17 protein-coding genes and 6 tRNA genes are annotated in these 22,218 nt (G+C 55.3%); 18 read left to right on the top strand and 5 right to left on the bottom strand.

The annotated features are described in order from the left end of the window. Positions 1 to 31: 31 nt before the first annotated feature. Positions 32 to 1,723 (bottom strand): methyl-accepting chemotaxis protein, encoded by a 1,692-nt coding sequence (locus DXXMK7_RS06045; RefSeq protein ID WP_038918296.1) that lies wholly within the window; start codon positions 1,721 to 1,723, stop codon positions 32 to 34. Positions 1,724 to 2,141: 418 nt separating this feature from the next. On the opposite strand from DXXMK7_RS06045, the gene fldA reads away from it, so the two are divergent. Both fldA and fur read left to right on the top strand, forming a co-directional pair. Next, the gene (fldA, locus tag DXXMK7_RS06040) at positions 2,142 to 2,669 is read left to right on the top strand and encodes a flavodoxin FldA (protein WP_038918295.1); all 528 of its coding nucleotides are present in this window, start codon (positions 2,142 to 2,144) and stop codon (positions 2,667 to 2,669) included. Between the two features lie 343 nt (positions 2,670 to 3,012). Continuing rightward, positions 3,013 to 3,459 carry a ferric iron uptake transcriptional regulator gene (gene fur / locus DXXMK7_RS06035; RefSeq protein WP_013316991.1) on the top strand — a complete coding sequence of 149 codons (447 nt, stop codon included), beginning with the start codon at positions 3,013 to 3,015 and terminating at the stop codon, positions 3,457 to 3,459. Between the two features lie 73 nt (positions 3,460 to 3,532). Here fur and glnS read toward each other — a convergent pair whose 3' ends face one another. Together glnS and nagE are read right to left on the bottom strand one after the other, a co-directional pair. Further along, positions 3,533 to 5,191, bottom strand: coding sequence for a glutamine--tRNA ligase (glnS, locus tag DXXMK7_RS06030; RefSeq protein WP_038918294.1), 1,659 nt, complete (start codon positions 5,189 to 5,191; stop codon positions 3,533 to 3,535). 165 nt (positions 5,192 to 5,356) lie between these two features. Continuing rightward, the gene (gene nagE, locus DXXMK7_RS06025) at positions 5,357 to 6,829 is read right to left on the bottom strand and encodes an N-acetylglucosamine-specific PTS transporter subunit IIBC (RefSeq protein ID WP_038918292.1); all 1,473 of its coding nucleotides are present in this window, start codon (positions 6,827 to 6,829) and stop codon (positions 5,357 to 5,359) included. 336 nt (positions 6,830 to 7,165) lie between these two features. On the opposite strand from nagE, the gene nagB reads away from it, so the two are divergent. From nagB to DXXMK7_RS05975, 10 genes are all read left to right on the top strand, one after another. Further along, the gene (nagB, locus tag DXXMK7_RS06020) at positions 7,166 to 7,966 is read left to right on the top strand and encodes a glucosamine-6-phosphate deaminase (protein ID WP_038918291.1); all 801 of its coding nucleotides are present in this window, start codon (positions 7,166 to 7,168) and stop codon (positions 7,964 to 7,966) included. Between the two features lie 22 nt (positions 7,967 to 7,988). Further along, positions 7,989 to 9,140: an N-acetylglucosamine-6-phosphate deacetylase gene (gene nagA / locus DXXMK7_RS06015; RefSeq protein WP_038918289.1), complete on the top strand. Its 1,152-nt coding sequence runs from the start codon at positions 7,989 to 7,991 to the stop codon at positions 9,138 to 9,140. 30 nt (positions 9,141 to 9,170) lie between these two features. Then, entirely contained in the window at positions 9,171 to 10,394 is a 1,224-nt protein-coding gene (locus DXXMK7_RS06010; protein ID WP_038918288.1) for an ROK family protein, read from the top strand. Between the two features lie 293 nt (positions 10,395 to 10,687). Next, positions 10,688 to 12,352 (top strand): asparagine synthase B, encoded by a 1,665-nt coding sequence (asnB, locus tag DXXMK7_RS06005; RefSeq protein WP_038918287.1) that lies wholly within the window; start codon positions 10,688 to 10,690, stop codon positions 12,350 to 12,352. Positions 12,353 to 12,570: 218 nt separating this feature from the next. Beyond that, positions 12,571 to 12,647 (top strand) — tRNA-Met (locus DXXMK7_RS06000). A gap of 9 nt (positions 12,648 to 12,656) precedes the next feature. Next, a tRNA-Leu gene (locus tag DXXMK7_RS05995) sits at positions 12,657 to 12,741 on the top strand. 56 nt (positions 12,742 to 12,797) lie between these two features. Further along, a tRNA-Gln gene (locus DXXMK7_RS05990) sits at positions 12,798 to 12,872 on the top strand. Positions 12,873 to 12,910: 38 nt separating this feature from the next. Then, positions 12,911 to 12,985: transfer RNA gene (locus tag DXXMK7_RS05985), tRNA-Gln, on the top strand. A gap of 43 nt (positions 12,986 to 13,028) precedes the next feature. Then, positions 13,029 to 13,105: transfer RNA gene (locus DXXMK7_RS05980), tRNA-Met, on the top strand. A 9-nt stretch (positions 13,106 to 13,114) separates the two neighbouring features. Further along, a tRNA-Gln gene (locus DXXMK7_RS05975) sits at positions 13,115 to 13,189 on the top strand. A 130-nt stretch (positions 13,190 to 13,319) separates the two neighbouring features. On the opposite strand, the gene DXXMK7_RS05970 is transcribed toward DXXMK7_RS05975, so the two are convergent. Further along, the gene (locus DXXMK7_RS05970; protein ID WP_038668768.1) at positions 13,320 to 13,649 is read right to left on the bottom strand and encodes a multidrug efflux SMR transporter; all 330 of its coding nucleotides are present in this window, start codon (positions 13,647 to 13,649) and stop codon (positions 13,320 to 13,322) included. A 162-nt stretch (positions 13,650 to 13,811) separates the two neighbouring features. Beyond that, entirely contained in the window at positions 13,812 to 14,978 is a 1,167-nt protein-coding gene (gene ubiF, locus DXXMK7_RS05965; RefSeq protein WP_038918286.1) for a 3-demethoxyubiquinol 3-hydroxylase, read from the bottom strand. 222 nt (positions 14,979 to 15,200) lie between these two features. Here ubiF and miaB point away from each other — a divergent pair, with 222 nt between their 5' ends. The 6 genes from miaB (at position 15,201) to DXXMK7_RS05935 (ending at position 22,174) form a co-directional block, all read left to right on the top strand. After that, positions 15,201 to 16,625 carry a tRNA (N6-isopentenyl adenosine(37)-C2)-methylthiotransferase MiaB gene (miaB, locus tag DXXMK7_RS05960; protein WP_038920849.1) on the top strand — a complete coding sequence of 475 codons (1,425 nt, stop codon included), beginning with the start codon at positions 15,201 to 15,203 and terminating at the stop codon, positions 16,623 to 16,625. Between the two features lie 229 nt (positions 16,626 to 16,854). Continuing rightward, positions 16,855 to 17,907: a PhoH family protein gene (locus DXXMK7_RS05955; protein ID WP_038918284.1), complete on the top strand. Its 1,053-nt coding sequence runs from the start codon at positions 16,855 to 16,857 to the stop codon at positions 17,905 to 17,907. Further along, complete coding sequence (gene ybeY / locus DXXMK7_RS05950; protein ID WP_038918283.1) at positions 17,904 to 18,389, top strand: rRNA maturation RNase YbeY; 486 nt, start codon at positions 17,904 to 17,906, stop codon at positions 18,387 to 18,389. Before DXXMK7_RS05955 ends, ybeY begins: the two co-directional genes overlap by 4 nt. Before the next feature lie 98 nt (positions 18,390 to 18,487). Further along, entirely contained in the window at positions 18,488 to 19,357 is an 870-nt protein-coding gene (corC, locus tag DXXMK7_RS05945; protein ID WP_038918281.1) for a CNNM family magnesium/cobalt transport protein CorC, read from the top strand. A gap of 7 nt (positions 19,358 to 19,364) precedes the next feature. Beyond that, positions 19,365 to 20,894, top strand: coding sequence for an apolipoprotein N-acyltransferase (gene lnt, locus DXXMK7_RS05940; protein ID WP_038918280.1), 1,530 nt, complete (start codon positions 19,365 to 19,367; stop codon positions 20,892 to 20,894). 356 nt (positions 20,895 to 21,250) lie between these two features. Beyond that, complete coding sequence (locus DXXMK7_RS05935) at positions 21,251 to 22,174, top strand: glutamate/aspartate ABC transporter substrate-binding protein (protein ID WP_038918278.1); 924 nt, start codon at positions 21,251 to 21,253, stop codon at positions 22,172 to 22,174. Positions 22,175 to 22,218 lie beyond the last annotated feature (44 nt).

Below are 22,218 nucleotides of genomic sequence, written 5' to 3'. Positions count from 1 at the left end.
GTCCTATTACATCAGAACGTTTCCACGACTATCAGAACGTTTCCCAGTTATCGCTGCTCTTTTTACTGCTGCTCGTCGTAGCGGCCGGCAGGGCTTTGGCGGGAGCCGCCGCCGCTTTGGACGGCGCCTGACGATCGCGTCTCGGCGGCAGACCGGCCGACTGTTCTTCCGACAGACGGAATACCGATACCGCTTCGGTCAGCACCATCGCCTGCTCTTCCAGCGAACGGGTTGCCGCCGAGGCTTCCTGTACCAGCGCGGCGTTCTGCTGAGTCACGCTATCCATTTCTGTGATTGCCTGACCGGCCTGTGCGATACCTTTACTCTGCTCATCCGACGCCGTGGCGATTTCCGCCATAATGTCGGTGACGTTGGTTACCGCGGTCACGATCTCGCTCATGGTGCTGCCCGCATCGGCTACCAGCGTCGACCCGTTATCCACACAACGCACCGACTCGGCAATCAGGTGTTCGATCTCTTTGGCTGCCTGCGCACTGCGCTGCGCCAGACTTCTCACCTCGCCGGCCACCACGGCAAAGCCCCGTCCTTGTTCACCGGCGCGGGCCGCTTCCACCGCCGCATTCAACGCCAGAATGTTGGTCTGGAAGGCAATACCGTTGATAACGCTGGTGATCTCGGCGATTTTCTTCGAGCTGCCGGAGATTTCCGCCATGGTTTTCACTACATTATCAACCAAATCCCCGCCCTTACTGGCGGTGGTGGAAGCCTGACGGGCCAGTTGACTGGCGTGGCTGGCGTTTTCAGCGTTCTGTTTTACCGTTGATGTCAGCTGTTCCATGCTGGCGGCGCTTTCTTCCAGCGCTGCCGCCTGTGACTCGGTGCGAGCCGCCAGATCGTTGTTACCGGAAGCGATTTCCGATACGCCCTGATAAATAGAGTCAGCACTGGTACGAATGGTGCTGACGGTATTGGCCAGACTGCCCTGCATATCGCGCAACAGCGGGAACAGCCGGCCCACGCAGTTGTTGCCGAAATCCAGAATCGGTTTCCCCAGACGGCCGTTGGCAATCACCTGGAAATGATCGCGCAGATCGTTAAGCGGGCGCACCAGACAAGCCACCAGATAGCGGTCGGTCAGGAATAACATCACCAGACCGGCGATCAGCCCCGCCAGCAAAATGTTCTGGCCGACGCCAGTGATAGTCTCCAGTCGGTTGCCGGCATCGACGAACATCGTCGAACCCGCTTTATTAAAGTTGGTGAAAGAGACGTTGAACTGGCGGCTGAAGGCCGGCACGACATCTTTGGCGAATTTGTCATAGTCATCGAACTTTTTGTCCGCCGCACGCTGGAACATGGGCTCGACGCCCTGAGTAATCAGATTGCCCCAGTCGCGGATTACCGCGTCAACCAACTCCGGCGACATGCCGGCATGATCAATCTTCTTGAATGCTTCCAGGTTGGATTTCAGTAAATCCAGCGCGGCCTGTGATGATTTTTGCTGTTCGTCCGCTTTCTGGTTATCGCCGCTCTGACGATAGTCAATCGCACGCGCCAGTCGGGTCACCATGCGGAAATACTGGTCGTTGCCGGTGTTAACCAAATTCATATTGTTGACCAGCAACGCACTGGTTTTGGAGGTTTCGTTCATGGTCCGGAACGAATACATGGTGTAGACCGAAACAGCAATCCATAACACACAGAAGATGCCAAGCACCCACAGCATGGCTGTGCGAATGGCAATATTTTTTAGGAATTGCATAGTTGACTCCATAAATGGGCTATTGGTCGAGGAGGTAAGTCTTGTTTTGATTTATGCGATGAGAAAGTCTCTCGCTTTGTAAGAAATATTGCTGCACATTTACATTCAATAAAAGCACCATGCTCTGTCATCGTCAAAACTATAGGAATGTTTAGTGTTTTATGTCGTTTAAAAGCTAATAAAAATTAGATATTTAACCAATTATCCATATTTTCAGTCATCTGTACGAATATCGTATTTTAAAAAAATTAAAAAAACATTAAGGGAGTGATGCAAAAACAATCAATTAATCGCTTCCGCGCCATTTCACGATATGGCAACAGATACACGTTTATCCGTCAGACAGTGTCTGCTATTATTAGCGGATCGTGGGTGACGCAAGCACCATACCCTTAAGAATCAAGAGGTTATTTTATCTATGGCTCTCATAGGCATTTTTTTTGGCAGTGACACGGGCAATACCGAAAACATCGCCAAGACGATCCAGCAACAACTGGGCAGCGACGTCGCCGAACTGCACGACATTGCCAAAAGCAGCAAAGAAGATCTTGAGCGTTTCGACATCCTGCTGCTGGGTATTCCAACCTGGTATTACGGCGAAGCGCAGTGTGACTGGGATGACTTCTTCCCTACGCTGGAAGAGATTGATTTTGCCGGTAAGCTGGTCGCCATCTTCGGTTGCGGCGATCAGGAAGACTATGCGGAGTACTTCTGTGACGCCATGGGCACCATTCGCGATATTATCGAGCCGCGTGGCGCCAATATCGTCGGTCACTGGCCGACCGAAGGCTATTACTTCGAAGCCTCAAAAGGTCTGTCGGATGACACCCACTTTATCGGTCTGGCCATCGATGAAGATCGTCAGCCGGAGCTGACCAGCGAACGCGTCTCCAACTGGGTCAAGCAAATCAGCGAAGAGCTGAACCTGAAAGCACTGCAGGCCTGATTCATCTATGGCTCTGATACCGATGTATTCAGAGCCATATCTATATAGATAGACAAAACCTATCACAATCAGTGATACATTTTTTTAACTTTTCATTCCGACAGGGTACAATACCCATTCGGTCAGCCGGTTGCGTTTAATGACCTGTCTTGGCGTACAATATGTCTCTCGCAGGGAACAACTCTGAATACAGAGAGTTAGCAAGAATCATATTGTAAAAGTTCCGTGGTTTTCATTTCGACGGCGCGGTTCTATAATTGAGACACAGTGACCTTTTTTAAGCCGACCGATGATACTAGGCTAATAGCCTCCCAGATAAAGCAAGTAACAGGACTAAATCCGCATGACTGACAACAATACCGCATTAAAGAAGGCTGGCCTGAAAGTCACACTTCCACGACTGAAAATTCTGGAAGTGCTTCAGGATCCTCAATGCCACCACGTCAGCGCGGAAGACTTATACAAAAAGCTGATTGATATGGGGGAAGAGATTGGTCTGGCTACCGTTTACCGCGTGCTTAACCAGTTTGACGACGCCGGCATCGTTACCCGTCATAACTTCGAAGGCGGCAAGTCGGTTTTCGAACTCACGCAGCAGCACCATCATGATCATCTGATCTGTCTGGATTGCGGCCGGGTGATTGAATTCAGCGACGAGTCTATCGAAGCGCGCCAGCGTGAGATCTCCGAGAAACACGGCATCAAACTGACCAACCACAGCCTGTATTTGTACGGCCATTGCAGTAGCGGCGATTGCCGTGAAGACGACAATGCGCACAACGAACGCTAATCACTCGATGCAGAGAAAAATAAACCGCCGCGGCGGTTTTATTTTTGTCTTTTTCCCGGTAGCCGGGCGGCTGTTACCCCGCCCAACTGTCCCGCAGACCGACCGTGCGGTTAAACACCAGATTATCCGCGCTGGAATAAACGCGATCGGCGCAGAAATACCCTTCACGCTCAAACTGATAGGCTTTTTCAACTTCAGCCTGACCCAGACTGGCTTCCACAAAGCCCTGGGCGACAGTCAGCGAATCCGGGTTGATGGTGGAGAGAAAATCCTCCGCCGCGCCGGGGTTAGCCACGCTGAACAGACGGTCATACAGACGGAACTGCGCCGGCAGTGCATGAGCCGCCGATACCCAGTGGATCACGCCTTTCACTTTACGGCCGTCAGCCGGATCTTTGCTCAGGGTTTCCGTATCGCAGCTGCAGTAAATCGTGGTGATCACGCCCTGCTCGTCTTTATCAATGTGCTCGGCCTTAATGACATAGGCGTTACGCAGGCGCACTTCTTTGCCCAGCACCAAACGTTTGTACTGCTTGTTGGCTTCTTCGCGGAAATCAGCGCGATCGATATACACCTCGCGGCTGAACGCCACCTGGCGCGATCCCATTTCCGGTTTATTGGGATGATTGGGCATAGTAAGCCACTCTTCATGCCCTGCCGGCAGGTTCTCAATCACTACCTTCACCGGATCCAGCACCGCCATCGCCCGTGGCGCGTTCTCGTTCAGATCGTCGCGAATGCAGGATTCCAGCGCCGCCATCTCCACGGTGTTGTCCTGCTTGGTGACGCCGATACGACGACAGAACTCACGAATGGACGCCGCAGTGTATCCGCGACGACGCAAGCCGGAGATAGTCGGCATACGCGGATCGTTCCAGCCTTCCACCACTTTCTCGTTCACCAGCTGGTTCAGTTTACGCTTGGACATCACCGCGTATTCCAGATTCAGGCGGGAAAACTCATACTGCCGCGGGTGGGCAGGAATGGAGATATTATCCAGCACCCAGTCATACAGGCGGCGGTTGTCCTGAAATTCCAGCGTACACAGCGAATGGGTGATACCTTCCAGCGCATCGGAAATGCAGTGGGTGAAATCGTACATCGGGTAAATGCACCATTTGTTGCCGGTCTGATGGTGCTCGGCAAATTTGATGCGGTACAGCACCGGATCGCGCATAACGATGAACGGCGAGGCCATATCGATTTTGGCGCGCAGGCACGCCGTGCCTTCAGCGAAACCGCCGCTGCGCATTTTCTCGAACAGCGTCAGGTTTTCTTCGACGCTACGGTCGCGGTACGGGCTGTTTTTACCCGGCGAGGTCAGGGTGCCGCGGTATTCGCGGATCTGCTCCGGCGTCAACTCATCGACATACGCCAACCCTTTATTAATCAGTTCAATCGCGTAAAAGTGCAGCTGATCAAAATAATCAGACGAGTAGCGAACGTTGCCGCTCCAGGAAAAACCCAGCCACTGAACGTCATGCTTGATGGACTCAACGTACTCGATATCTTCTTTTACCGGGTTGGTATCATCAAAGCGCAGGTTGCACTTGCCGTTGTAATCTTCGGCAATGCCAAAGTTCAGGCAGATGGACTTGGCGTGACCGATGTGCAGGTAGCCGTTCGGCTCCGGCGGAAAACGCGTCTGAATATGGTCGTGTTTGCCGGTAGCCAGATCTTCATCAATGATCTGGCGAATAAAGTTGGTTGGGCGGGCTTCAGCCTCACTCATGCTTGGTTCCTCAAATGCGAAAAAACAACCCATAACCACTAATGATCCAACAAGCCACGCCGGGAAACAACCGTTTGTTTCACGAAAGTTTAAGATAAAAAAACGGAGCGTACGTCTCCGTATGCTCCGTTTCCCAACATCTGACAACCATGGGGCGTCGCCGAATTATTCCTGCGACACCTCGCGTAACGCCGCCGCAATGTTTTCCGCCTGAGTGCCAACCACAATCTGCACGCTTTGCTTGTTGAGACGGATGACCCCGGCCGCCCCCAGCTTGCGTGCAGCGGGTTCATCCACCAGGCCGGAATCCTTCACGCTCAGGCGCAAGCGGGTAATACAGGCATCAATTCCGGTCAGATTATCCTTGCCGCCGATAGCCTGCAGGTAACCTCTCGCCACCGACTGGCTGTTGCCGGCAGGAGCGGCGGTTCCCTCGGATGAGGACTGCGCCGCGGCGGCTTCACGCCCCGGCGTCATCAGGTTAAAACGGGTGATGGTGAAGCGGAACACCACATAATAGATGACAAAGAACGCGGCGCCTTGCAGCAGCAGCATGTACCAGTTCGTCGCCAGCGGGTTGCGCGAAGACAACACCATATCCACCAGACCGGCGCTGAAACCAAAACCGGCAATCCAGTGCATGCTGGCCGCGATGAATACCGAAATCCCGGTCAGTACGGCGTGCAGCACATACAGCACTGGCGCCACAAACATGAAGGAGAACTCCAGCGGTTCGGTAATGCCGGTGAAGAAGGCTGCAAACGCCGCCGCCACCATAATCCCCGCCACCCGACTGCGGTTTTCCGGACGAGCGCAGTGATAAATCGCCAGCGCCGCCCCCGGCAGGCCAAACATCATGATCGGGAAGAAACCGGCCTGGTAGCGCCCGGTAATACCGGGAACGGCTTTGCCGGCGTCAATCGCCTGCTGCCCGCTGAGGAAGTTAGGAATATCGTTGATGCCGGCCACATCAAACCAGAACACCGAGTTCAGCGCATGGTGCAGCCCCACCGGAATCAGCAGACGGTTAAAGAAGGCATAGATACCGGCGCCGACCGATCCCAGTTGCTGAATATGCTCGCCAAAGGAAACCAGCGCGTTGTAGATCACCGGCCAGACGTACATCAGCACGAACGCCACCACGATCATCAGCATCGAAACCAGAATCGGCACCAGGCGGCGACCGCTGAAAAAAGAGAGCGCCTTGGGCAATTCGACCTGGCTGTAACGGTTGTATAGTTCGGCGGAAATGATCCCGACCAGAATACCGATGAACTGGTTTTCAATCTTACCGAACGCTTTTGGCACCTCCGCCAGTGGGATGTGCTGAATCATCGACACCGCCGCAGGCGAACACAATGTCGTCAGCACCAGATAGCCGACAAACCCGGACAACGCCGCGGCGCCGTCTTTATCTTTCGACATACCGTAGGCGACGCCGACCGCAAACAGCACCGCCATATGCTCGATAATGGCGGCGCCGGACTTGATCAACAGCGCGGCCAGCGCGCTTTCACTGCCCCAGCCGACCGGATCAATCCAGTAACCCACCCCCATCAGGATGGCGGCTGCGGGCAACGTGGCGACCGGCACCATCAGGGCGCGGCCTACTTTTTGTAAATAACCGAGTGTACTCACCTTCCCCTCTCTTTCCCTTACGGGCAAAAATTGTCTGTCAGCCTTGTTATAGAATCACCCGCCAGCGATGTGGGCCTGGCAAGAGTGCCAAAAAAAATAATTCGTTACGCAAATTAATAACGGTGATTATGTGATAATTATCACCACAAAAGCACATACAAAATGTTTATGGCGCGGCATTAACACAACTTATTTTAAGACTAAAAAAAACGCGCTACACTAGCCCCAGATAAATTCCGAAACGTGGTGCGGCATATTACCTGACGGCCATGCTATCCGACTGCGTTTACCCGATGAATAATTGCCTTCGCTAACCGATTGCCTGAGGAGAGCCCCATGAGACTGATTCCGCTAACGACCCCCGCCGAGGTTGGCAAATGGGCCGCCCGCTATATCGCCGAGCGCATCAACGCCTTCAACCCGACGGCGGAGCGCCCATTCGTGCTCGGCCTGCCGACCGGCAGTTCGCCGCTGGAAGCTTACAAATCCCTGATTGCGCTGTACGATGCCGGTCAGGTCAGCTTCAAACATGTCGTCACCTTCAATATGGATGAATACGTCGGGTTGCCGGCGAACCATCCGGAAAGCTACCGCACCTTCATGTACCAGAATTTTTTCAATCACGTTGATATTCCGGAAGGAAACATTAACCTGTTGAACGGCAACGCGGAAGATATCGCCGCCGAGTGTCAGCGTTATGAAGAAAAAATCAAGTCTTACGGCAAGATTCATCTGTTCATGGGCGGCGTCGGCAACGATGGCCACATCGCTTTCAACGAACCGGGTTCTTCTCTGGTGTCCCGCACACGTATCAAGACCCTGACGGAAGAGACCCGTATCGCCAATTCCCGTTTCTTTGGCGGCGACGTCAATCAGGTGCCCAAATATGCCCTGACGGTGGGTGTCGGTACGTTGCTGGATGCGGAAGAAGTGATGATTCTGGTCAGCGGCCGCCATAAGGCGCAGGCGCTTCAGGCCGCGGTGGAAGGCAACGTTAACCACATGTGGACCATCAGCTGTCTGCAGTTGCACGCCAAAGCGCTGATGGTGTGTGACGAACCGTCCACAATGGAGCTGAAAGTGAAAACCGTGAAATATTTCCGCGAGCTGGAAGCTGAAAATCTCAAAAATCTGTAATCGGTGAGCCAGGAGCTTATAGATGTACGCTTTAACCAACGGCCGTATTTTTACCGGCCATCAGATCCTTGACGGCCATGCGGTCGTCGTCGCCGACGGTTTGATCGAGGCAGTCTGCCCGACACGCGAACTGCCCGATAACCTGCCCCGACGCGATCTCGCCGGCGCATTACTGGCCCCTGGCTTTATCGACCTGCAATTGAACGGCTGCGGCGGCGTCCAGTTCAACGACGCGCTGAACAATCTTTCCGTCAAAACGCTGGAAACCATGCAGCGGGCCAACGAAAAATCCGGCTGCACCAGCTTTTTGCCGACGTTGATCACCTCTTCCGACGAGTTCATGCGCCACAGCATCGGCGTGATGCGCGCCTGGCTCGCCCAGCATCGCCATCAGGCGCTTGGGCTGCATCTGGAAGGTCCCTGGCTCAACCCGGTGAAGAAAGGCACCCATGACGCCGCCTTTATCCGCCAGCCGGACGAGTCATTACTCAATTATCTGTGCGATAACGCCGATGTGATAGGCAAAATCACGCTGGCCCCGGAAATGGTATCGACGACGGTTATCCGGCAGCTGACCGCCGCAGGTATCGTGGTGTCCGCCGGTCACTCCAACGCCACCTGGGAACAAGCCAAACAAGGCTTTGCCGCCGGTATTCGCTTTGCCACTCACCTGTTCAACGCCATGCCGGCCCTTGCCGGGCGCGAACCCGGTCTGGTCGGCGCCGTCTATGACGCGCCGGAAGTCTACTGCGGCATCATCGCCGACGGCCGCCATGTCAGTTGGGCCAACATCCGCAACAGCAAACGCATCAAGGGCGACAAACTGGTGCTGGTCACCGACGCCACCGCGCCGGCCGGTTCCGACATCGACCGGTTCACATTTGCCGGTAAAACCATATACTACCGCGACGGCATTTGCGTGGATGAGCACGGCACCCTGAGCGGTTCGGCGCTCACCATGATCGATGCCGTGCGCAATTGCGTAGAACACGCGGGTATCGCTCTGGACGAGGCGCTAAGAATGGCGACGCTCTACCCGGCGAGAGCCATCGGAGAAGACCACCGACTGGGAAGCATTGAGACGGGCCACGTGGCTAACCTGACGGTATTGACCCGCGATTTTGACATCCTCAATACGTTTGTTAATGGTGAAGAAGTCTTTCATAAACAGTAAAACGTATTGCATCGACACGAGTAATGCGTCATGACCACAGGCGGACAAACCCAGATAGGGAACATTGATCTGGTCAAACAACTCAACAGTGCGGTCGTGTACCGCTTGATCGATCAGCAGGGCCCTATTTCCCGGATTCAGATTTCAGAGCAGAGCCAGCTTGCTCCCGCCAGTGTCACCAAAATTACCCGCCAGTTGCTGGAGCGCGGTCTGATCAAAGAAGTGGATCAGCAAGCGTCAACCGGCGGGCGCCGCGCCATTTCCATCATTTCCGAAACGCGGCCGTTTCATACCGTCGCGGTGCGGCTTGGCCGCCACGACGCCACCCTCGCCTTATACGACCTGCAGGGCAAACGGCTGGAAGAAGAGCACTGCAACCTGCCGGAAAACACCCAGGATACGCTGGAAAGCGCGCTGTTCACGGTTATCGATCAGTTCATTGCCCGTCACCAACGTCGTATCCGCGAGCTGATCGCCATTTCGGTGGTGCTGCCGGGATTGGTCGACCCCATCGCCGGCGTGGTCCGTTATATGCCGCACATCAGCGTGGACAACTGGCCGTTGGTGGATAATCTCGAACAGCATTTCAACGTGCACAGCTTTGTCGGCCACGATATTCGCAGCCTGGCGCTGGCCGAGCATTACTTCGGCGCAACCCGTGACTGTCAGGACTCGTTGCTGGTGCGGGTTCACCGCGGCGTGGGTGCCGGCATTCTGGTCAACGGCAAAATCTTTCTCGGCAGCAACAGCAATGTCGGGGAAATCGGCCATATCCAGATCGACCCGTTGGGCGACCGCTGCCACTGCGGCAACTTCGGTTGTCTGGAAACGGTAGTGTCGAACGGCGCGCTGGAGCAACGGGCGCGTGATTTATTGCAGCAGGGATTTCCCAGCAAGCTGACGCTGGATAACTGCCAGATCGCCGCTATCTGCAAAGCCGCCAACCGGGGTGACCTTCTGGCCCGTGAACTGATCGAGGCCGCCGGGCAACATCTGGGCAAAGCCATTTCGATTGCCGTCAACCTGTTCAATCCGCAGCGGGTGGTCATCGCCGGTGAAATTACCGGCGCGGACAAAATTCTGCTGCCCGCCATTCAACGCTGTATCAACGCACAGGTGCTGAAAGACTTTCGGCAAAACCTGCCGGTAGTCGTCTCCGAATTGCAGCACTTATCCGCCATCGGCGCCTTTGCGCTAGTGAAACGCGCGATGCTGAATGGCGTATTACTGCAACGTCTGCTTGAAAATCAGTAGGTTTAGTTTTCTGCTATAAGGCCGGATTATGAGATCGCTAAAAATCCGGCGCCTTCTCTCTGCCGTTTTGAATAAAACCCAATAAATCACACCAAAAATTACACATTCACCAGCACAATGGCTTTTTTCATTAAATGATATTGAACTGCCATCCCCTTTTGATGCTAAATCAGTGTTACCGATACGGCGGCGAGTCACCCTCTGAGGTGAGATACGGCAAGGAAAAGCGCTGATTACCGCCATACACTTTGACTGTTTCACGTTGTGATGCGTGGATAAAGGGAGCCTCTTGTATGTGTTCTATTTTTGGTGTGCTTGATCTGAAAACCGATCCGGTTGAATTGCGCAAAAAAGCGCTGGAATTGTCCCGTCTGATGCGTCACCGCGGCCCGGACTGGTCTGGTGTTTACGCCAGCGACAAAGCCATTCTGGCGCATGAGCGTCTGTCCATCGTCGACGTCAACACCGGCGCTCAACCGCTCTACAACCAGGCGCACACCCACGTTCTGGCCGTGAACGGCGAAATTTACAACCATCAGGCTCTGCGTCAGCAATACGGCGACCGCTATCAGTTCCAGACCGGTTCCGATTGCGAAGTGATTCTGGCGCTGTATCAGGAAAAAGGTCCGGAATTTCTGGACGAATTGCGCGGTATGTTCGCCTTCGCCCTGTATGACAGCGAAAAAGACGCCTATCTGATCGGCCGCGATCACCTGGGCATCATCCCGCTTTATATGGGCTATGACGAACACGGCAACTTCTACGTGGCGTCTGAGATGAAAGCGCTGGTGCCGGTGTGCCGCACCATCAAAGAATTCCCGGCCGGCAGCTACCTGTGGAGCCAGGACGGCGAGATTCGCGAATACTATCGTCGCGACTGGTTCGATTTCGACAACGTTAAAGACAACGTGACCGACGCCAACGAACTGCGCGAAGCGCTGGAAGAATCGGTGAAAAGCCACCTGATGTCCGACGTTCCTTACGGCGTGCTGCTGTCCGGCGGGCTGGACTCTTCCATCATTTCCGCCGTCACCAAAAAGTTCGCCGCCCGTCGCGTGGAAGACGACGAGCGCAGCGAAGCCTGGTGGCCGCAGTTGCACTCGTTCGCGGTCGGCCTGGAAGGCGCGCCTGACCTGAAAGCCGCGCGCGATGTCGCAGAACATCTGGGCACCGTGCACCACGAAATCCATTTCACGGTACAGGAAGGTCTGGACGCCATCCGCGACGTGATTTACCACATCGAAACCTATGACGTCACCACCATCCGCGCCTCAACGCCGATGTACCTGATGTCCCGTAAAATCAAGGCGATGGGTATCAAGATGGTGCTGTCCGGCGAAGGTTCGGACGAAGTATTCGGCGGCTATCTCTACTTCCACAAAGCGCCGAACGCGAAAGAATTTCATGAAGAAACCGTGCGTAAACTGCTGGCGCTGCACCAGTATGACTGCGCCCGCGCCAACAAAGCGATGTCCGCCTGGGGCGTCGAAGCCCGCGTGCCGTTCCTGGACAAGAAATTCCTGGACGTAGCGATGCGCATCAACCCGAAAGACAAAATGTGCGGCAACGGCAAGATGGAAAAACACATCCTGCGCGAGTGCTTCGAATCCTATCTGCCGCACAGCGTGGCCTGGCGCCAGAAAGAGCAGTTCTCTGACGGCGTGGGCTACAGTTGGATCGACTCTCTGAAAGAGGTCGCGGCCAAACAGATTTCCGACCAGCAACTGGAAACCGCGCACTTCCGTTTCCCGTACAACACGCCGACCACCAAGGAAGGCTACCTGTACCGCGAAATTTTTGAAGAACTGTTCCCGGTCCCAAGTGCGGCTGAATGCGTCCCCGGCGGTCCTTCTGTGGCCTGTTCGTCCGCCAAGGCGATTGAGTGGGATGAATCTTTCAAAAAGATGGATGATCCGTCGGGTCGCGCCGTCGGCGTGCACCAGTCCGCCTACCAATAATCGGTTTCATTTTACTGTTTTAAACGGGCCCTTAGCGGCCCGTTTTTCTTATGGAATACAGCCAAAAGCCTGCTTTCTGACGCTTTTCTCACCATACTGTTCATAACCCAAACAAACAGCGCGAATACGCCGTTTTTAGGGAAAAAATGTGTTGACGCCAAAAGACCAACTCCGCATAATGCGCCCCGCAACGCCGATGAAGGTGACGCGGAAAAGATGGCTACGTAGCTCAGCTGGTTAGAGCACAGCACTCATAATGCTGGGGTCACAGGTTCGATTCCCGTCGTAGCCACCATTTTTTCCTGCGGGAGTGGCGAAATTGGTAGACGCACCAGATTTAGGTTCTGGCGCCGCAAGGTGTGCGAGTTCAAGTCTCGCCTCCCGCACCATTACCTTTGTCGGTGTAGAAAACCAAAGCGTCAGCCTAGGTATGCAATAGTTTTATTGGGGTATCGCCAAGCGGTAAGGCAGCGGGTTTTGATCCCGCCACTCCCAGGTTCGAATCCTGGTACCCCAGCCATGAATCAAGTGAGACACGTCATACGATGTGCGCCCTGTTGGGGTATCGCCAAGCGGTAAGGCAGCGGATTCTGATTCCGCCATCCCGAGGTTCGAATCCTCGTACCCCAGCCATATTCAGTCATGAAGCCAACGGCTTCTGACCGTGCAGTAATTTGGCTACGTAGCTCAGCTGGTTAGAGCACAGCACTCATAATGCTGGGGTCACAGGTTCGATTCCCGTCGTAGCCACCACCTTAAAATTGGGGTATCGCCAAGCGGTAAGGCAGCGGATTCTGATTCCGCCATCCCGAGGTTCGAATCCTCGTACCCCAGCCATACAGAAAAGCCCGTGCAAACGGGCTTTTTCTTTTTTTATGCTTTTATCGTTTATTGGTTACCGCTCATCAGCTCTATTCCATCTGCATCAATAACCGGCGCCGGCTTAACGCCAGTACCGGCTCGTTCATCAATGCGCCACCGAATTGGAAAACAGGTTAATCACCGCCACGCCGGCAATGATTAGCGCCATTCCCAATACCGCCGGCCAGTCCAACCGCTGATCGTAAAAAATCCAGCTTATCGCCGCGATCAACACAATCCCTACGCCCGACCAGATGGCGTAAATCACGCCGGTCGGCAACACCCGCATGGAAACGGTCAGACAGTAAAACGCGATGGCGTAGAACACCACCGTCACCACACTCGGCACCAGCCGGGTAAAGCTCTCCGACAATTTCAGCGCCGTTGTCGCCACCACTTCCGACACAATCGCCAGACAAAGAAATAAATAGGTCATCAGTTTCACTACTCAGAAATAAGGAATTCGCCGCAAGCCGTTAGGATAACGCGTTATAGTGGTCGCCTCTTGGCAGATATAGCGGTATCAATGTAATCACACTGCATGAAAGCGGCATGACGGCGAACAGATCATGAAAAAACAGCGTAGCGGCTACGCTGTTTACAACCCCAACGCGTAACGCAACGCCTGCTGTTTCAGTTTTCCGGCGCGCTGCGCCGCCATCAACGCCAGGTTGCGGGCAAATTCAAGCGGCGGCAGCCGGTTACTGAACGCGCCGTAAAACAGATCCATGCCGCTTTGCATCAGCAGATTGTCAGGCTTGCGCTGCCGCTGATAACGTCGCAATACCGGCTCGCCGTACCAGACTGCGCCTTCATCACGCGCCCGAATCACCACATCGAGCAGCGTGGAAACGTCCCGATATCCCAGGTTCACGCCCTGCCCCGCCAGCGGGTTAATGGTATGCGCAGCATCGCCAATCAGGGCCAGCCCCGGCAATACATACTGCTGCGCATGACGACGCACCAGCGGAAACGCGCCGGCCGCGACCGCATTGACCTCACCCAGCCGCGCAGGAAACGTCTCGGCGATAACCTTATTCAGTTGAGGAAGCGACATCGCCTGCAACTGGCGGATACGCTGCGGGCTGTCGTACCACACCAGCGAGCACCAGCCGTCAAACAGCGGCAGAAACGCGCGCGGCCCGGACGGCGTGAAGCGCTGCCAGGTCGCCTCCTGCTGCGGGCCGGCCATTTCGGCGCTGATCAGCATGCAGGACTGGCGATATTGCCAGCCGGTGATACCAATGCCCGCCCACTGGCGAATTTTCGAATTGGCGCCATCAGCGCCAATCACCAGCGACGCAGACAGGCTATCGCCCTGCTCGCCAGTCAGCACCCATTGCTCGCCTTCACGATGCATGCGCTGCAATTGCCACGGACACAATAGCGTCACGCCGGGCGTCTTCTCCAGCACCTGCCACAACGCCAGTTGCAGAATACGGTTCTCTACCATGAACCCCAGCTCAGGTAACCCGAGGTCGGCCGCATCGAACACAACATGCGCATTGTCCCATTCCCAGGTTTCGAGCCGCCGGTAAGGCGCGCTGCGCATCAGCCCGACGCCCTGCCAGGCTCCCAGCCGCTCCAGCAGCCTGACCGACGCCTGACCAATCGCCGATACCCGCACGTCCGGCGCGCTGCCTGCGACAAACGGCGGCGGCGTTTCCTGCTCCAGCACCGCCACCTGAAAACCGTTCTGCGCCAGTCCCAACGCGGCGGCGGCACCAACCATGCCTCCGCCTACAATCACCGCATCATAGTGCATACCTGCCCCACTGTTTCTATTGCGCCGATAAAGAAGACTCAGGCGCCAGAAAGACAAAAGATGGCGATAGTTTACTGGATTTCGGCAACGTTTTTCAGAAAAGCGACGTGCCGCTCGCTCTGGTCACAACGACGGCAAAAGATTACAATACGCGCCCGCATGTACGCGCCCCGTTGAAGGTAAGCGTGTTTACCCGCACTGAGTAATGGCTAGTCGATGACGATGACAAAGAAACTGCATATCAAAACCTGGGGCTGTCAGATGAATGAATACGATTCATCGAAGATAGCCGATCTCCTGGAAAGTACGCACGGTTACCAGCTGACCGAAGTCGCGGAAGAAGCCGACATTCTGCTGCTGAATACCTGTTCGATCCGTGAAAAGGCGCAGGAAAAAGTGTTTCATCAGCTCGGCCGCTGGAAAACGCTCAAAGACGTCAACCCGAATCTGATTATCGGCGTGGGCGGCTGCGTAGCTTCGCAGGAAGGTGAACACATTCGCGACCGTGCGCATTACGTAGACGTGATTTTCGGGCCGCAGACCCTGCATCGTCTGCCGGAAATGATTAACCATGTGCAGGGCACCCGCAGCCCAATCGTGGATATCAGTTTCCCGGAAGTGGAAAAATTCGATCGGCTGCCGGAACCGCGCGCCGAAGGGCCGACCGCATTCGTCTCCATCATGGAAGGCTGTAACAAATACTGTACCTTCTGCGTGGTGCCTTATACCCGCGGCGAAGAAGTCAGCCGCCCGGTTGACGACGTCCTGTTTGAAATCGCCCAACTGGCGGCTCAGGGCGTACGTGAAGTCAACCTGCTGGGCCAGAACGTGAACGCTTACCGCGGCGCGACGCACGATGACGACATCTGCAGTTTTGCCGAACTGCTGCGTCTGGTGGCGACGATTGACGGTATCGACCGCATCCGCTTCATCACCAGCCACCCCATCGAATTCACCGACGATATCATCAGCGTGTACGAAGATACGCCGGAGCTGGTGAGTTTCCTGCACCTGCCGGTTCAGAGCGGCTCCGACCGCGTACTGACCATGATGAAGCGCCGTCACACCGCGCTGGAATACAAGGCCATCATCCGCAAACTGCGCAAAGCCCGCCCGGCGATCCAGATCAGTTCCGACTTTATCGTCGGCTTCCCGGGCGAAACGCAGGAAGATTTCGAGCAGACCATGAAACTGATCGCCGATGTCGATTTCGACATGAGCTTCAGCTTTATCTACTCGCCTCGCCCCGGCACCCCGGCCGCCGACATGGTGGATGACGTGACCGAAGAAGAGAAAAAACAGCGGCTGTACATTCTGCAGGAACGCATCAACCAGCAGGCCATGCAGTACAGCCGCCGGATGATGGGCACAGTACAACGCATTCTGGTCGAAGGCACCTCGCGCAAGAGCGTGATGGAACTGTCCGGCCGTACTGAAAACAACCGCGTAGTGAACTTTGAAGGAACGCCCGACATGATCGGCAAATTCGTCGACGTGGAAATTGTCGACGTTTACCCGAACTCGCTGCGTGGCGTGGTAATCCGTACCGAAGATCAAATGGATCTGCGCGTTAGCGAGTCGCCGACGTCGGTTATCGCTCGTACCCGTAAAGAGAACGAGCTCGGCGTTGGCATCTATCAGCCGTAATACGCTGATGATCGTTCTCAGGCGGGCCGTCAAACGGCCCGCTTTTTCTTTGCTGCGACATCCGGAGTAGATTCATCCCATCCCCCCGCCGCCTTTATGCCGAATGTGACTTGCGCCCTGCGGGGTTCACGATAAATAATCAGGGTAATCTCTGCGCCACATCCGGGCAGATATCACTGCCTGTGGCACAGCGTCATTGCTCATTCTGCTTAAACCCAAGAGGAATAGTTTGAACGTAACGATAAAAGAAATTGCCCTCGAACCCGCGGACAACAAACGCCTGCTCAGTCTGTGCGGCCCGTTTGACGACAACATCAAACAGCTGGAACGCCGCCTCGGCATAGAGATCAATCATCGCGACAACAACTTCAAGCTGGTGGGGAAAGACCTCTGCATCGACGCCGCTGCCGACATCCTGCGTCATCTTTATGTGGATACCGCGCCGGTACGCGGCGTGATTCCGGATATCGAGCCGGAACAAATTCATCTGGCCATCAAGGAATCCCGGGTACTGGAACAGACCGCCGACAGCGTGCCGGAATACGGCAAGGCGGTGAATATCCGCACCAAACGCGGCGTGATCAAACCGCGTACCCCCAATCAGGCGCAGTACATCGCCCATATCCTCGATCACGACATCACCTTCGGTATCGGCCCGGCCGGCACCGGGAAAACCTATCTGGCGGTAGCCGCCGCGGTGGATGCGCTGGAACGTCAGGATATTCGCCGTATTTTGCTGACTCGTCCGGCGGTGGAAGCCGGTGAAAAACTGGGCTTCCTGCCGGGCGACCTGAGCCAGAAGGTAGACCCGTACCTGCGCCCGCTGTATGACGCGCTGTTTGAAATGCTGGGTTTCGAGCGGGTGGAAAAGCTTATCGAGCGTAACGTGATTGAAGTCGCGCCGCTGGCCTACATGCGCGGCCGCACGCTGAACGACGCCTTCATCATTCTGGATGAAAGCCAGAACACCACCATCGAGCAGATGAAGATGTTCCTGACTCGTATCGGGTTTAACTCGAAGGCGGTCATCACCGGCGACGTCACCCAGATCGACCTGCCGCGCAATCAAAAATCCGGTTTGCGTCATGCCATCGAGGTGCTGTCGGAAGTCGAGGAAATCAGTTTCAACTTCTTCCACAGCGAAGACGTGGTACGTCACCCGGTGGTCGCCCGCATCGTCAACGCTTATGAGGCATGGGAAACCGCCGATCAGAAACGCCGGGACGAACTGGCGGAGCAACGCAAACGCGAAGCGCAGGCCGCCGCGCAGGAGCAGAAATGAGTCAGGTTATTCTCGATTTGCAAATCGCCAGCGAAAATATCAACGGGCTGCCGTCGGAAGCCGACTTTCAGCGCTGGCTGGAAGCGGTGTTGCCGCAATTTCAGGAGGTGGCGGAAGTCACCATCCGGGTGGTGGACGAAGAGGAAAGCCATCACCTGAACCTGACTTATCGCGGCAAAGACAAACCGACCAACGTGCTGTCGTTCCCGTTCGAAGCGCCGCCGGAAGTGGAGCTGCCGCTGCTGGGCGACCTCATCATCTGCCGGCAGGTGGTCGAGCAGGAGGCGGTCGAACAGGGGAAAAGCGCGGATGAACATTGGGCGCACATGGTTGTCCATGGCAGCCTGCATCTGTTAGGTTATGATCATATCGAAGACAGTGAAGCCGAAGAAATGGAAGCACTGGAAACGGAAATCATGCAAAGTATGGGTTATGCCGACCCGTATCTGGCAGAAAAAGAAGATTTTACTGACAAGCCTTAAATCCGATATTTTAAGGATCAGACGCCAGCGGCGATACGCCACCGACGACATTCACCGCTGGTCATCATTTCTTAACAAGAGTGATATTAACTGACGCCATGAGCGACGACCATTCTCCCAATAGCGATACCCCCAGTCCCAAAAAGGGATTTTTCTCTCTTTTTCTCAATCAGATTTTCCACGGCGAATCCAAAGATCACGATGATCTGTTGGCATTAATCCGTGATTCGGAACAAATTGATCCGGAAATCCGCGACATGCTGGAAGGGGTGATGGATATCGCCGAACAGCGGGTGCGCGACATCATGATCCCGCGTTCGCAGATGATTACCCTCAAGCATAACCAGACGCTGGAAGAGTGCCTGGACGTGATCATCGAATCGGCCCACTCCCGCTTCCCGGTCATCAGCGAAGACAAGGACCATATCGAAGGCATCCTGATGGCCAAGGACCTGCTGCCGTTTATGCGCAGCAACTCCGAACCGTTCAGCATGGATAAAGTGCTGCGGCCTGCCGTCGTGGTGCCGGAAAGCAAGCGGGTGGACCGCATGCTCAACGAATTCCGTTCCCTGCGCTACCACATGGCGATCGTCATCGATGAATTTGGCGGCGTCTCCGGGCTGGTGACGATTGAAGACATTCTGGAACTGATCGTCGGCGAAATCGAAGACGAATACGATGACGAAGAAGACCGCGACATCCGCCAACTGAATCGCCAGACTTACACCGTGCGCGCGCTTACGCCGATCGAAGACTTCAACGAGACATTCTCCACCCGATTCAGCGACGAGGAAGTGGATACCATCGGCGGTCTGGTGATGCAATCGTTCGGTCACCTGCCGGCACGCGGGGAAACCATCGACATCGACGGTTACCTGTTCAAAGTTGCCATGGCCGACAGCCGCCGTATTATTCAGGTTCATGTCAGAATTCCTGACGACGTTCCGCAACCGCAACTGGAAGATTAATTCATTCATGGCAGTCGCTTCATTATTGCAACGCCAGCAGGTTCGCCTCCTGCTGGCGCTTTTATTCGGTGCCTGCGGCACACTGGCATTCTCTCCTTATGATTTCTGGCCAGCCGCCATTATTTCGTTGATGGGGCTACAGGGTCTGACGCTGAACCGTCGGGCTCGTCAGGCGGCGGCGATCGGTTTCAGTTGGGGATTCGGTCTGTTCGGCACCGGCATCCATTGGGTCTACTACAGCATCGCCGATTTTGGCGGCATGCCCGGTCCGGTGAATGTCGGTCTGGTGGTGCTGCTGGCGCTCTATCTGTCGCTCTATCCGATGCTGTTCGCCGGGCTGCTTGCACGCCTGTGGCCGCAGACGAGCGTATGGCGCGTAGCACTGGCGGCGCCGGCGCTGTGGCAGGTCACCGAACTGCTGCGCGGTTGGGTGCTGACCGGCTTTCCCTGGCTGCAGTTCGGCTACAGCCAGCTTGATGGCCCGTTGAAAGGTATTGCGCCGATCGCAGGGGTCGATACCCTCACCTTCCTGTTGATGATTATCAGCGGGCTGCTGGTACTGGGGCTGACGCTGCGACGCTGGCAGCCAGCGCTGGTTGCCGCTGCGCTGTTGGTGTTGCCGTGGCCGTTGCGCTCGCTTGAGTGGTACAAACTGCAGCCGGAGCGCGCGGTCAACGTGGCGATGGTACAAGGCAACATTCCTCAGGCCTTGAAGTGGGACCCGAACGAACTGCTCAACACGCTGAGAGTCTATTTCGATAACACGTTGCCGGCGATGGACAAGGCGCCACTGGTGATTTGGCCGGAATCCGCCATTCCGGATGTCGAAATCCGCCAGCAGGACTACCTGACGCAACTGGACGCCATCCTGCGCGAGCATCACAGCAGCCTGATCACCGGCATTGTCGATGCGCGCCGGGAAAACAATCGTACCGATTTCTACAACAGCATCATCGTGCTGGGCGATCAGCAGCCCTATCGTTACCCGACCACCAACCGCTACAACAAACATCATCTGGTGCCGTTTGGCGAGTTCGTGCCGCTGGAAACTCTGCTGCGCCCGCTGGCGCCGTTCTTCGATCTGCCGATGTCCGCGTTCAGCCGCGGCGGCTACCTGCAGCCGCAGTTGGTCGTTAACGGCTACCGCCTCACCGCCACCATCTGTTATGAGGTCATTCTGGGGCAACAAGTGCGCGACAATTTCCGCGCCGACACCGATATGCTGCTGACCATTTCCAACGATGCCTGGTTCGGCAACTCCATTGGTCCCTGGCAGCATTTCCAGATGGCCCGAATGCGGGCGCTGGAACTGGGCCGCCCGCTGCTGCGTTCCACCAACAACGGCGTAACGGCCGTCATCGCGCCCGACGGCAGCGCCAGCGCCAGTCTTCCGCAGTTCACCCGCGACGTACTGGAAACCCGCGTAACGCCGGCAACCGGCATCACGCCTTACGCCCGCTTCGGCTCCTGGCCGTTGTGGCTGCTGGAAGCCTTGCTGGGTCTTGCCGCGCTGGTTTATCGCTTCCGTTCCCGCTGATTTCCCTATTCGCCTTCTCACAACAAGACATGTCCGGACATGTCTTGTTTCATTTCTGGCACACAACTTGCTACTCATTGATATGAAACGTCTGACGTTGCACATTTGCGGGCCATCCTGCTCTGCGATAGCACAATACCAGGGCACGACCTGCACCAAATTAGTGCCATAAGTTTTTTATTGCAGCACTTTGGTGCGGAGCGCCTCGCAAAAAGCAAACATTCTCGTTTCATTATGTTTACAATCCGCTATTTTTAAACATGACAGCGTTTTATTCGCTCTTTAGCGGTGCACAACATGTGGCCGGTAATAGCCCAGCAGAATTTGCACCACCACAACAGCAAAGGAGTTAGAGCATGCAATTGCGTAAACTGGCACTGTCGTTAATGCTGATCAGTACAACAGCAACTATGGCTTATGCAGAAGAACAGCCGGCTTCGGCCCAAAAAGAAAACGCACCAATCCCCACGCTGAAAAAAGTCAAAGACAGTGGTGTTATCGTTATTGGTCACCGCGAATCTTCCGTGCCGTTTTCCTACTACGACAACCAGCAAAAAGTCGTAGGCTATTCACAGGCTTACTCCGACAAGATTGTTGAAGCCGTCAAAAAGGCGATCGATGCGCCCAATCTGCAGGTGAAGCTGCTACCCATCACCTCCCAGAACCGTATTCCGCTGCTGCAGAACGGTACTTTCGACCTGGAATGCGGCTCCACCACCAACAACCTGGAACGCCAGCAACAGGCTGCCTTCTCCAATACCATTTTCGTGATCGGTACGCGTCTGCTGACCAAAAAAGACTCCGGCATCAAGGATTTCACCGATCTGAGCGGTAAAGCGGTGGTCGTTACTTCCGGCACCACATCTGAAGTGCTGCTGAACAAAATGAATGAAGAGAAGAAACTGAACCTGCGCATCATCAGCGCCAAGGATCACGGTGACTCCTTCCGCACACTGGAGAGCGGCCGCGCGGTGGCCTTCATGATGGACGACGCGCTGCTGGCAGGCGAACGCGCCAAAGCCAAAAATCCGGACGAATGGGTCATTGTCGGTACGCCGCAGTCTCACGAAGCCTACGGTTGCATGCTGCGTAAGAACGACCCTGAATTCAAAAAACTGGTGGACGCCACCATTGCTCAGGTACAAACCTCCGGCGAAGCCGCCAAATGGTACGAGCACTGGTTCACCCAACCGATCCCGCCGAAAAATCTTAACCTGAACTATGTCCTGTCCGACGACATGAAGGCACTGTTTAAGGCACCGAACGATAAGGCGTTGTAACCGTATTAATAATGACAATAAAGGGCAGTAATTCTGCCTTTCGA

This window comes from Dickeya sp. MK7 (assembly GCF_000406305.1).
GTDB lineage: Bacteria > Pseudomonadota > Gammaproteobacteria > Enterobacterales > Enterobacteriaceae > Dickeya > Dickeya fangzhongdai.
The sequence above is the reverse complement of the archived record's forward strand: the minus strand, read 5'-3'. Positions and strand labels throughout refer to the sequence as shown.

What these genes read in the sequence shown, in the direction of transcription:
- DXXMK7_RS06045 (WP_038918296.1), bottom strand. Translation starts at nt 1,723, where the DNA reads ATGCAATTCCTAAAAAATATTGCCATTCGCACAGCCATGCTGTGGGTG.
- fldA (WP_038918295.1), top strand. Translation starts at nt 2,142, where the DNA reads ATGGCTCTCATAGGCATTTTTTTTGGCAGTGACACGGGCAATACCGAA.
- fur (WP_013316991.1), top strand. Translation starts at nt 3,013, where the DNA reads ATGACTGACAACAATACCGCATTAAAGAAGGCTGGCCTGAAAGTCACA.
- glnS (WP_038918294.1), bottom strand. Translation starts at nt 5,191, where the DNA reads ATGAGTGAGGCTGAAGCCCGCCCAACCAACTTTATTCGCCAGATCATT.
- nagB (WP_038918291.1), top strand. Translation starts at nt 7,166, where the DNA reads ATGAGACTGATTCCGCTAACGACCCCCGCCGAGGTTGGCAAATGGGCC.
- nagA (WP_038918289.1), top strand. Translation starts at nt 7,989, where the DNA reads ATGTACGCTTTAACCAACGGCCGTATTTTTACCGGCCATCAGATCCTT.
- DXXMK7_RS06010 (WP_038918288.1), top strand. Translation starts at nt 9,171, where the DNA reads ATGACCACAGGCGGACAAACCCAGATAGGGAACATTGATCTGGTCAAA.
- asnB (WP_038918287.1), top strand. Translation starts at nt 10,688, where the DNA reads ATGTGTTCTATTTTTGGTGTGCTTGATCTGAAAACCGATCCGGTTGAA.
- DXXMK7_RS05970 (WP_038668768.1), bottom strand. Translation starts at nt 13,649, where the DNA reads ATGACCTATTTATTTCTTTGTCTGGCGATTGTGTCGGAAGTGGTGGCG.
- ubiF (WP_038918286.1), bottom strand. Translation starts at nt 14,978, where the DNA reads ATGCACTATGATGCGGTGATTGTAGGCGGAGGCATGGTTGGTGCCGCC.
- miaB (WP_038920849.1), top strand. Translation starts at nt 15,201, where the DNA reads ATGACAAAGAAACTGCATATCAAAACCTGGGGCTGTCAGATGAATGAA.
- ybeY (WP_038918283.1), top strand. Translation starts at nt 17,904, where the DNA reads ATGAGTCAGGTTATTCTCGATTTGCAAATCGCCAGCGAAAATATCAAC.
- corC (WP_038918281.1), top strand. Translation starts at nt 18,488, where the DNA reads ATGAGCGACGACCATTCTCCCAATAGCGATACCCCCAGTCCCAAAAAG.
- lnt (WP_038918280.1), top strand. Translation starts at nt 19,365, where the DNA reads ATGGCAGTCGCTTCATTATTGCAACGCCAGCAGGTTCGCCTCCTGCTG.
- DXXMK7_RS05935 (WP_038918278.1), top strand. Translation starts at nt 21,251, where the DNA reads ATGCAATTGCGTAAACTGGCACTGTCGTTAATGCTGATCAGTACAACA.